General features: G+C 64.7%; 9 protein-coding genes and 2 pseudogenes. 6 read left to right on the forward strand and 5 right to left on the reverse strand.

Features of this window, described 5'->3' with window-relative positions; genetic code table 11:
• The 3 genes and pseudogenes from EN879_RS15100 to rpsP all read left to right on the forward strand — a co-directional run.
• Positions 1 to 1,011, forward strand: a pseudogene (locus tag EN879_RS15100) (signal recognition particle protein); the annotation flags it as partial.
• A 7-nt stretch (positions 1,012 to 1,018) separates the two neighbouring features.
• A complete protein-coding gene (locus tag EN879_RS15105) occupies positions 1,019 to 1,345 on the forward strand; it encodes a chorismate mutase (RefSeq protein WP_013528801.1) in 327 nt (108 codons plus the stop codon).
• A 37-nt stretch (positions 1,346 to 1,382) separates the two neighbouring features.
• A complete protein-coding gene (rpsP, locus tag EN879_RS15110) occupies positions 1,383 to 1,784 on the forward strand; it encodes a 30S ribosomal protein S16 (protein ID WP_013528800.1) in 402 nt (133 codons plus the stop codon).
• A gap of 84 nt (positions 1,785 to 1,868) precedes the next feature.
• Here the strand turns inward: rpsP and EN879_RS15115 are convergent, their stop codons facing one another.
• The 3 genes from EN879_RS15115 to EN879_RS15125 form a co-directional block, all read right to left on the reverse strand.
• Positions 1,869 to 2,132 (reverse strand): glycine zipper domain-containing protein, encoded by a 264-nt coding sequence (locus EN879_RS15115; RefSeq protein WP_013528799.1) that lies wholly within the window; start codon positions 2,130 to 2,132, stop codon positions 1,869 to 1,871.
• Positions 2,133 to 2,266: 134 nt separating this feature from the next.
• Complete coding sequence (locus EN879_RS15120) at positions 2,267 to 2,677, reverse strand: DoxX family protein (RefSeq protein WP_063169559.1); 411 nt, start codon at positions 2,675 to 2,677, stop codon at positions 2,267 to 2,269.
• A 112-nt stretch (positions 2,678 to 2,789) separates the two neighbouring features.
• The gene (locus tag EN879_RS15125) at positions 2,790 to 3,695 is read right to left on the reverse strand and encodes a bestrophin family ion channel (RefSeq protein ID WP_063169560.1); all 906 of its coding nucleotides are present in this window, start codon (positions 3,693 to 3,695) and stop codon (positions 2,790 to 2,792) included.
• A 188-nt stretch (positions 3,696 to 3,883) separates the two neighbouring features.
• On the opposite strand from EN879_RS15125, the gene EN879_RS15130 reads away from it, so the two are divergent.
• Positions 3,884 to 4,291 carry an ACT domain-containing protein gene (locus EN879_RS15130; RefSeq protein ID WP_013528796.1) on the forward strand — a complete coding sequence of 136 codons (408 nt, stop codon included), beginning with the start codon at positions 3,884 to 3,886 and terminating at the stop codon, positions 4,289 to 4,291.
• 154 nt (positions 4,292 to 4,445) lie between these two features.
• Here the strand turns inward: EN879_RS15130 and EN879_RS15135 are convergent, their stop codons facing one another.
• Together EN879_RS15135 and EN879_RS38990 are read right to left on the reverse strand one after the other, a co-directional pair.
• Entirely contained in the window at positions 4,446 to 5,480 is a 1,035-nt protein-coding gene (locus EN879_RS15135) for an aspartate-semialdehyde dehydrogenase (protein WP_063169561.1), read from the reverse strand.
• A gap of 107 nt (positions 5,481 to 5,587) precedes the next feature.
• Positions 5,588 to 5,737 (reverse strand): hypothetical protein, encoded by a 150-nt coding sequence (locus EN879_RS38990; RefSeq protein ID WP_164746448.1) that lies wholly within the window; start codon positions 5,735 to 5,737, stop codon positions 5,588 to 5,590.
• A gap of 198 nt (positions 5,738 to 5,935) precedes the next feature.
• On the opposite strand from EN879_RS38990, the gene EN879_RS15140 reads away from it, so the two are divergent.
• On the forward strand, positions 5,936 to 7,810 hold the full coding sequence (locus EN879_RS15140) for a DEAD/DEAH box helicase (protein ID WP_063169562.1): 1,875 nt from the start codon (positions 5,936 to 5,938) through the stop codon (positions 7,808 to 7,810).
• 117 nt (positions 7,811 to 7,927) lie between these two features.
• A pseudogene (locus EN879_RS15145) lies at positions 7,928 to 8,366 on the forward strand (DUF805 domain-containing protein); the annotation flags it as partial.

An 8,366-nucleotide genomic window follows, 5' to 3' on the forward strand; every position in this document is an offset into this window, starting at 1 on the left:
CTGAGGGTCGAGATGGCCGACAGCAAGAAGGTATCGAGCCCGCACGAAATCCTGCTGGTCGCCGATTCGCTGACCGGCCAGGACGCCGTCAACCTGGCCAAGAGCTTCGACGAGCGCGTCGGCATCACCGGTCTCGTGCTGACCCGCATGGACGGCGACGGCCGTGGCGGTGCTGCCCTTTCGATGCGCGCCGTCACCGGCAAGCCGATCAAGCTGATCGGCACCGGCGAAAAGATGGACGGGCTGGAGGAATTCCACCCCAAGCGCATCGCTGACCGCATCCTCGGCATGGGCGACATTGTCTCGCTCGTCGAAAAGGCCGCCGAGAACATCGACGCCGAACAGGCGGCGGCGATGGCCAAGAAGATGCAGTCGGGCAAGTTCGACCTGAACGATCTCGCCGGCCAGCTTCAGCAGATGTCGAAGATGGGCGGCATGGGCGGCATCATGGGCATGATGCCCGGCATGGGCAAGATGAAGGACCAGATGGCCGCCGCCGGTCTCGACGACAAGATGTTCGGCCGCCAGCTCGCCATCATCTCGTCGATGACCAAGGCAGAGCGCGCCAATCCCGATTTGCTCAAGCATTCGCGCAAGAAGCGCATCGCTGCCGGTTCCGGCACCGACGCGGCCGAAATCAACAAGCTGCTCAAAATGCATCGCGGCATGGCCGACATGATGAAGGCAATGGGCGGCAAGGGCAAAGGCGGCGGCCTGATGCGCGGCATGATGGGCGGCCTCGCCTCCAAGATGGGCCTCGGCGGCATGATGCCCGGCGGTATGGGTGGCATGATGGGCGGCGGCATGCCGGACCTGTCGAAGATGGATCCCAAGCAGCTCGAAGCCTTGCAGAAGCAGGCGCAGGCAGCCGGCCTAGGCGGCGGCATGAAAGGCCTTCCCGGCGGCGGTGGCCTGCCCAGCGGCATGCCAGGTTTGCCCGGCGGCATGAAACTTCCCGGGCTTCCCGGCCTCGGCGGTGGCGGGCTGCCCGGCCTTGGCAAGAAGAAGTGAGGACGCCATGAACGAAGAAAAGGACATGGCCGACGCCCGCGCCCTCCTGGCAGATTACCGGGCGTCGATCGACAACATCGACGCAGCCCTCATCCACATGCTTGCCGAGCGCTTCCGCTGCACCAAGGCGGTTGGCGTGCTGAAGGCGACTCATGGCTTGCCGCCGGCCGACCCGGCACGCGAGCAGCAGCAGATCGCCCGGCTTCGCCAACTGGCGAAGGATGCCCATCTCGACCCGGATTTCGCGGAAAAGTTCCTCAACTTCGTCGTCCGCGAAGTGATCCGCCACCACGAACAGATCGCCGCTTCCAACGGCGTGACGAAAACCAACTGAAACCCAATCAACGAACTTAGTTTTTAGGAGAAAAGAAATGCCCTTGAAGATCCGACTGGCCCGTGCGGGCTCGAAGAAGCGTCCTTACTACCACGTCGTCATTGCCGACGCCCGTTCGCCGCGTGACGGCCGGTTCATCGAGTCCATCGGCTCGTGGAACCCGCTGCTGCCCAAGGACGGCGAACGCGTCAAGGTCGACGCCGACCGCGTCAAGCATTGGCTGGCGCATGGCGCCCAGCCGACCGACCGCGTGCTGCGCTTCCTCGACGAGGCCGGCCTCGTCAAGCGCGACGCCCGTTCCAACCCGAAGAAGGCCGAGCCGGGCAAGAAGGCGCAGGAACGCGCTGCTCTTCTGAAGAAGGCGCAGGAAGATGCCGCTGCTGCCGTTGCCGCCGCCGCGGCTGCACCGGCCGAGGCGGAAGCCGCAACCGCCGAATAAGTATTTGCTCTATCGCATCCAGGAAAACGGCGGGCCATGTGCCCGCCGTTTTTTCATTCGACCCTGTCTGTAAAAGCCGCCCGGTCAATAGCCGCGCGGGCAGCGGTCAATATAGACGCGGCCACGGCTATCGCGGTAGCGGCATTCGCCACGCTCGCTCGCCCGGCCGATCAGCGCGCCGGCAACAGCGCCGACAGCACCACCGACGACGGCGCCTTCAACCGGATCGCCGGCGACGGCCGCACCGACGGCAGCGCCACCGAGGCCGCCTACGGCCGCGCCTTTTTCCGTTTGCGAACAAGCGGCGAGCGGCACCAGCAGCGCCATCAAAAGCATCGTTTTCTTCATCGTCGTTCCTCTCCGATAGGAGCCGCCTCCGCCGCCGGGCGAATCTCTAACTCGCAACTCGACGATTCGATCCCTGAGATATTGCCCGGCAAAGGGTTCAGGCTTCGAGCCGAAAGCGGTGCTTCGATCCGGATCTAACGGCTGAACGGGATCAGCGCGCGGAGCCTGGAATCGCGCAGATACAGGCCACCCCACAGGATAATGCCGAGATAGACGCCGAACAGAATGTGCGAGAACAGCGGGTTGTCGACGCGGACATTGGTGGCGATGGCGCCGCCCATATAGGCAGTAAGCAGGATGGCGCCGAGCACCGAGGTGCGCGGCAGCGCGTAGAGAGCGGTCGAGATCAGGCCGATGACGCCAAGCATGCGCGCGACATTCGGATCGGCCGGCCAGCCAAGCGGTACCATCGTCTGGATGACGATATCGAGCGGCGGCAGCTTGATGGCGCCGTCGAAGATCATGAACAGCACGATGACGCCGCTGAGCGCGCGGCCGGTCCACAAAGCGCCCGGCGAGACGGGCGCGGTTTCGGAAATGCTCATGATGGTCCCTCCTGATGGTTCTATCCCCTTCTTGCTGGGGTCGAACCAAGGACGTGGCATGGAGCGGCGATCCGACAGCGGGGCAGATTCTTTTAAGCCCGCGCGCCTTTGCCTACGAAAAATAGAACTTTTCCGCCGGGATCATCTTCGGCGGCGTTTCGCCAAGCGCCTCGAACACCGAGATTTCGCAGACACGGCAGAGGCTGTCGAGAGCGAGGTCGTTGGCTTCGGTCCCGAACGGATCCTCGAGCTCTTCCGACAGCGCGTCGAGGCCGAAGAAAGTGTAGGCGATCAGCGCGGTGAACAGCGGCGTCGCCCAACCGGTGGTCGAGATCAGGCCGATCGGCAGCAGCAGGCAGACGATATAGGCCGTGCGATGCACCAGCAGCGTGTAGGCGAACGGCAAGGGCGTACCGGCGATCCGCTCGCAGCCGGCCTGGATGGCCGCGACCGACGCGAGCCTCTCATCGAGGATACGAAAGCCGATCGTGTCGACGTCGCCCGCCAGGCGCTGCGCATTGGCACGCCGGCCCATGCGCCTGACCATCTCATCCGCCGGATTGGAAAAGGCTGCTGCCTTGTCCGCCTCCGCGTCGATGAAGGCACGGGCATCCTTCATGCTGTCGATCTTGCGCAACTGCCCGCGCAGGAAATGACAGAAGGCGAGCGCTTCCATCAGCAGGGCGCGCTGTTCGGTCTGGTCCGGGATGAGGCTGGTGGTGGCGCGTGCCAGGTTGCGCATTTCGAAGACCAGCGCGCCCCACAGCTTGCGCGCCTCCCACCAACGGTCGTAGGCGGCGTTGTTGCGGAACGAGAGATAGATCGACAATGTCACGCCGACCAGGCCGAAAGGCGTGATGTTGAAGACGCTGAAATCAAGCTGGAACCGGCGCGCCGCGGCCAGGATGATCGCGGAATAAAGCGCGAAGCCCAATATTTGCGGCAGAATGCGTGGCACGACCGAACCGCGCATGATGAAGAACAGCTGCAGGAATGTGGGGCGCGGGCGAACGATCATCGAAGGCCTTTCACGGACCGGCACTGGCCCTCAGCTTCTCTATTGTGCGATGCGACAGCTCTGCAAGCCCAGCCGCCAGCGACATCGCCATGTCGTCCTTGCAGCGCCTGGACTATCGGCACGCGCCGGTCGCGGATATTGAAGAGCACGTGGGCTGCGGCCCGTTTTTTGCAGGCGAGGGAAGACAGATGGCCGGCGAAACCGATCTCAAGACACTGCTGGCGTCGATGACACCGGAGCTGCTCGCCGGCGCCTATGTCTTCGTCACGCTGGCACCCGGCGTCCCTCAGCCGGAAGGCGTTGAGCCGGTGATGGTGTTTCGCGAGCGCGAGGGTGTGACGCTGATCGTGACCGAGGAGGAGGCCAACGCCGCGGCACTGACCGCTTCGTTCCGCTGCCGGATGCTGACGCTGAACATCCATTCGTCGCTGGAAGCCGTCGGCTTCCTCGCCGCCATCACCACGCGCCTGGCCGCCGCCGGCATGGGCGTGAACCCGGTTTCGGCCTTTTATCACGACCATCTGTTCGTTCCCGCCGATAGGGCGGAGGAGGCACTGAAGCTGCTGATCGGGCTGGCCGAAGACAACCGAGTGTAGCGCATCGGCGAAGCTGCCGATCTCCCTCGTGGGGGAGATTGGCCTTCATCAATGCTCCGCAAACCTTCAGCATCCCGGCCGAGGGCGGAGCCCGCGACCGCGGGCCAGCCGCGCTAGCGGCGGGGCGGCCCGTGAGCGAAAACTAAATCAGCCGTCAGGCCGCCTTCTTCTTCGGCTGGATCAGGCCGCGCTCGACCAAAAGCTCGGCGATCTGCACCGCGTTGAGTGCGGCGCCCTTGCGCAGATTGTCGGAGACGATCCACATCGACAGGCCGTTGTCGATGGTCGAATCCTCGCGGATGCGCGAGATGAAGGTGGCGTCCTCGCCGGCCGATTCCAGCGGCGTGATGTAGCCTCCGTCCTCGCGCTTGTCCAAGACCTGGCAGCCTGGGGCTTCACGCAGGATATCCCGCGCGTCGTCGGCGGTGATCGGCTTTTCGAACTCGATGTTGACCGCTTCCGAGTGGCCGATGAACACCGGCACGCGCACGCAGGTCGCCGTCAGCTTGATCTTGGGATCGAGCATCTTCTTGGTCTCGGCGACCATCTTCCATTCTTCCTTGGTGAAGCCGTCGTCGAGGAAGACGTCGATATGCGGGATGACGTTGAAGGCGATGCGCTTGGTGAACTTCTTGACGTCGACGGTGTCGGCGACAAACACCGCGCGTGTCTGCGTGAACAGCTCGTCCATGCCTTCCTTGCCGGCGCCAGACACCGACTGGTAGGTGGCGACAACGACGCGCTTGATGGTGGCGAAATCGTGCAGCGGCTTCAGCGCCACCACCAGCTGCGCCGTCGAGCAGTTCGGATTGGCGATGATGTTCTTGCGCGTGAACAGCGAGATCGCGTCCGGGTTCACTTCCGGCACGATCAGCGGCACGTCCTGGTCGTAGCGGAAGGCCGACGAATTATCGATGACGACGCAGCCCTGCTTGCCGATCTTCGGCGACCATTCCTTGGAGACGTTGCCGCCGGCCGACATGATGCAGATATCGGTGTCGGAAAAATCATACTGGTCAAGCGACTTCACCTTCAGCGTGCGGTCGCCGAACGACACTTCCGTGCCCTGGCTGCGCCGTGAGGCCAGCGCCACCACCTCGCTTACCGGAAAGCCGCGCTCTTCCAGTATGTTGAGCATTTCCCGGCCCACATTGCCCGTGGCGCCGACGATCGCTACCTTGAAACTCATCGAAAAATCTCCTGTCCCTCTCCGCTTGGTTTTTGGAGAAACCCGCTGGCCGCTGCGGGTTCCGTCCCCCGGGCCGAACCCGGGAGAGGGTGGTTAGGCCAAGGGAATCACACCGTTTTGGTGGTGGTTTTGCCAGTTTTCTCGGCCAAGAATGTGGTTTTGCTGAAACGAGGAGATGCGCCGACGCGCCCGGCCCAATGATGTGCATTGAGGCTGGGGGCATCGAATGCAGGAAGAGCCGTCAAAAGGCCGCGCATCGAAACTGTCCCGTTCGGTGCCGGCTTTTACGCGGTTTGCGGCAAGAGTCAATTGCCGAGCGGCGCCTGGTTTTGCGCGCGCCCTGTACAATCGCGGCTGCGCGAAGTACGAACGGCCAAGATTGTTTGGCTGGCGCGAGGCCCGCCCCGGCATGTGCTCCGTGATGAGCGCGGACCCTAAAATTCCGAAAGAGTGAGATGTCCAACTTCGAAGCACTTGTTCCAGCGCTTGCCAGGGCGCTGGAGAAACGCGGCTATTCCGAGCTGACGCCCGTCCAGAAGGCGGTCGTGGCGCCCGAGCTCGGCGAGGCCGATGCGCTGGTTTCGGCGCAGACCGGCTCCGGCAAGACGGTGGCCTTCGGCCTCGCTCTGGCGCCGACCCTGCTTGAGGGCGCGGAGCGCTTCGGCCACGCCGCCGCACCGCTGGCGCTGGCGGTGGCGCCGACGCGCGAACTCGCCTTGCAGGTGACGCGCGAACTGGAATGGCTCTACGAACTGACCGGTGCCACCGTGGCGTCCTGCGTCGGCGGCATGGACATGCGCTCGGAGCGGCGTGTGCTGGAGCGTGGCGCCCATATCGTCGTCGGCACGCCCGGCCGGCTGCGCGACCACATCACCCGGCGCTCGCTCGACATGTCGGCGCTGAAGGCGGTGGTGCTCGACGAGGCCGACGAGATGCTCGATCTCGGCTTTCGCGAAGACCTCGAATTCATCCTCGACGCCGCTCCGGCCGAACGCCGGACGCTGATGTTCTCGGCCACGGTGCCGCGCTCGATCGCCACGCTCGCCCAGGGCTATCAGCGCGATGCGGTGCGCATTTCGGCCGCCGGCGAGGAGAAGCAGCATCTCGACATCGAATATCGGGCGCTGAGCGTCGCCCAGCCCGACCGCGAGAACGCCATCATCAATGTGCTGCGCTATTACGAAGCCAAGAACGCGCTGGTGTTCTGCAACACGCGTGCCGCCGTCAATCATCTGACCGCGCGCTTCAACAACCGCAACTTCTCCGTCGTCGCCCTGTCGGGCGAGCTCAGCCAGAATGAGCGCAGCCATGCGCTGCAAGCGATGCGGGACGGCCGCGCAAAAGTCTGTATCGCCACCGATGTCGCGGCGCGCGGCATCGACCTGCCCAATCTTGAGCTGGTCATCCACGCCGATTTGCCGACCAACCCGGAAACGCTGCTGCACCGCAGCGGCCGCACCGGCCGCGCCGGGCGCAAGGGCGTCAGCGCGCTGATCGTGCCCAACAGCGCCCGCAAGCGCACCGAACGGCTGTTGCAGAACGCCGGCCTCAAGGCGACATGGGCGAGCCCGCCCTCGGCCGACGACGTGATGCGGCGCGACGACGAGCGCATCCTTGCCGATCCGGCTTTCGATGAGCCGGTGAAGGAGGACGAGCGCTCCTTCATCGACGCGCTGCTCGCCAGGCATGGCGCCGAACAGGTGGCCGCTGCCTTCGTGCGCCAGTGCCGCGCCAGCCGCTCGGCCCCCGAGGACCTCATGGAGATCGCGCCCTTCACGCCGTCGCGTGAAAGACCGGCGGGCGAAGGTTTCGCGCGCCGCGACGAGGCGCCCAGCCGCCGCGACGATTTCGGCGACAGCGTCTGGTTCTCGCTGTCGATCGGGCGCCGGCAGAATGCCGAGCCGCGCTGGCTCATCCCGATGCTATGCCGCACCGGCAGCATCTCGAAGCGAGAGATCGGCGCCATCAAGATGCAGCCGGAAGAGACCTACGTGCAGATCGCAGCGGATTGGGCAGACCGCTTCCTGGCCGCGATCGGTCCCGACCGGAAGCTGCAAGGCAACATCCTGGTGAAGCGGCTCGACGGTACGCCCGATCTGTCGCGCGCCGGCTATCAGCCGCCAAGCCCCGACAAGAAGCCGCATCGCGGCAAGGCGCCGTTCGATCCCAACGCGCCGAAGCGCAAATTCGAAAAACGTGCACCGGCAGCAGCCGATCAGCGCCCGACCGCCCCGCATGATGCAAAGCCATGGGCGAAGAAGCCGGGCAAGCCGAAATTCGACACCTCTGGTGCACCCAAGCACAAGAAGGCGAAGAAGCGGCCTTCGTAAGACCGGGCAACGAGCCTCATCCGCCCGCATGACGCCGGCCGCATCCCGATGCGGTCTTGCCCATCGGTTCGGCCATGTGCCACACCTTGGCAGGGACGTGGCAAGTGGGGGTGGCAAATGCGCGGCAAAGTGCTTCATTATGACGAAGTCCAGGGCTTCGGCTTCATCACCGGAGCCGACGGCAACCGCTACACCTTCACCCGCGAAAACCTGCGCCGGGAAACCACTATGCGGAAGGGCGCGGGCGTGGAATTCCAGGCGGGCGGCGGCCAGGCGCGCGACGTCTTTTTGATCGCCGCCGAGACGGCTGCGCCGGCCGGCGACGCTGGTACGAGCGCCGCGCCGACTCAAGCCGGTAACGCACCATCCGCTTCTGCGCCACAGGCCCAGCATTTCGGCCGTTCCTCCGGGCCGGCCGAGCCCACCGATCTCTGGGGCTATTTCTGGCGTGGCGTGACGCAGAACTATTTCAATTTCGCCGGACGTGCCCGCCGCAAGGAATATTGGGGTTATTTCCTGTTCTGGGTGGTCTCGCTGCTTGTCATCGGCGGTCTCG

The sequence above is a fragment of the Mesorhizobium sp. M7A.F.Ca.AU.002.02.1.1 genome (assembly GCF_003998535.1).
GTDB classification, from domain to species: Bacteria; Pseudomonadota; Alphaproteobacteria; order Rhizobiales; family Rhizobiaceae; genus Mesorhizobium; species Mesorhizobium ciceri.

What these genes read in the sequence shown, in the direction of transcription:
- EN879_RS15105 (WP_013528801.1), top strand. Translation starts at nt 1,019, where the DNA reads ATGAACGAAGAAAAGGACATGGCCGACGCCCGCGCCCTCCTGGCAGAT.
- rpsP (WP_013528800.1), top strand. Translation starts at nt 1,383, where the DNA reads ATGCCCTTGAAGATCCGACTGGCCCGTGCGGGCTCGAAGAAGCGTCCT.
- EN879_RS15115 (WP_013528799.1), bottom strand. Translation starts at nt 2,132, where the DNA reads ATGAAGAAAACGATGCTTTTGATGGCGCTGCTGGTGCCGCTCGCCGCT.
- EN879_RS15120 (WP_063169559.1), bottom strand. Translation starts at nt 2,677, where the DNA reads ATGAGCATTTCCGAAACCGCGCCCGTCTCGCCGGGCGCTTTGTGGACC.
- EN879_RS15125 (WP_063169560.1), bottom strand. Translation starts at nt 3,695, where the DNA reads ATGATCGTTCGCCCGCGCCCCACATTCCTGCAGCTGTTCTTCATCATG.
- EN879_RS15130 (WP_013528796.1), top strand. Translation starts at nt 3,884, where the DNA reads ATGGCCGGCGAAACCGATCTCAAGACACTGCTGGCGTCGATGACACCG.
- EN879_RS15135 (WP_063169561.1), bottom strand. Translation starts at nt 5,480, where the DNA reads ATGAGTTTCAAGGTAGCGATCGTCGGCGCCACGGGCAATGTGGGCCGG.
- EN879_RS38990 (WP_164746448.1), bottom strand. Translation starts at nt 5,737, where the DNA reads ATGCGCGGCCTTTTGACGGCTCTTCCTGCATTCGATGCCCCCAGCCTC.
- EN879_RS15140 (WP_063169562.1), top strand. Translation starts at nt 5,936, where the DNA reads ATGTCCAACTTCGAAGCACTTGTTCCAGCGCTTGCCAGGGCGCTGGAG.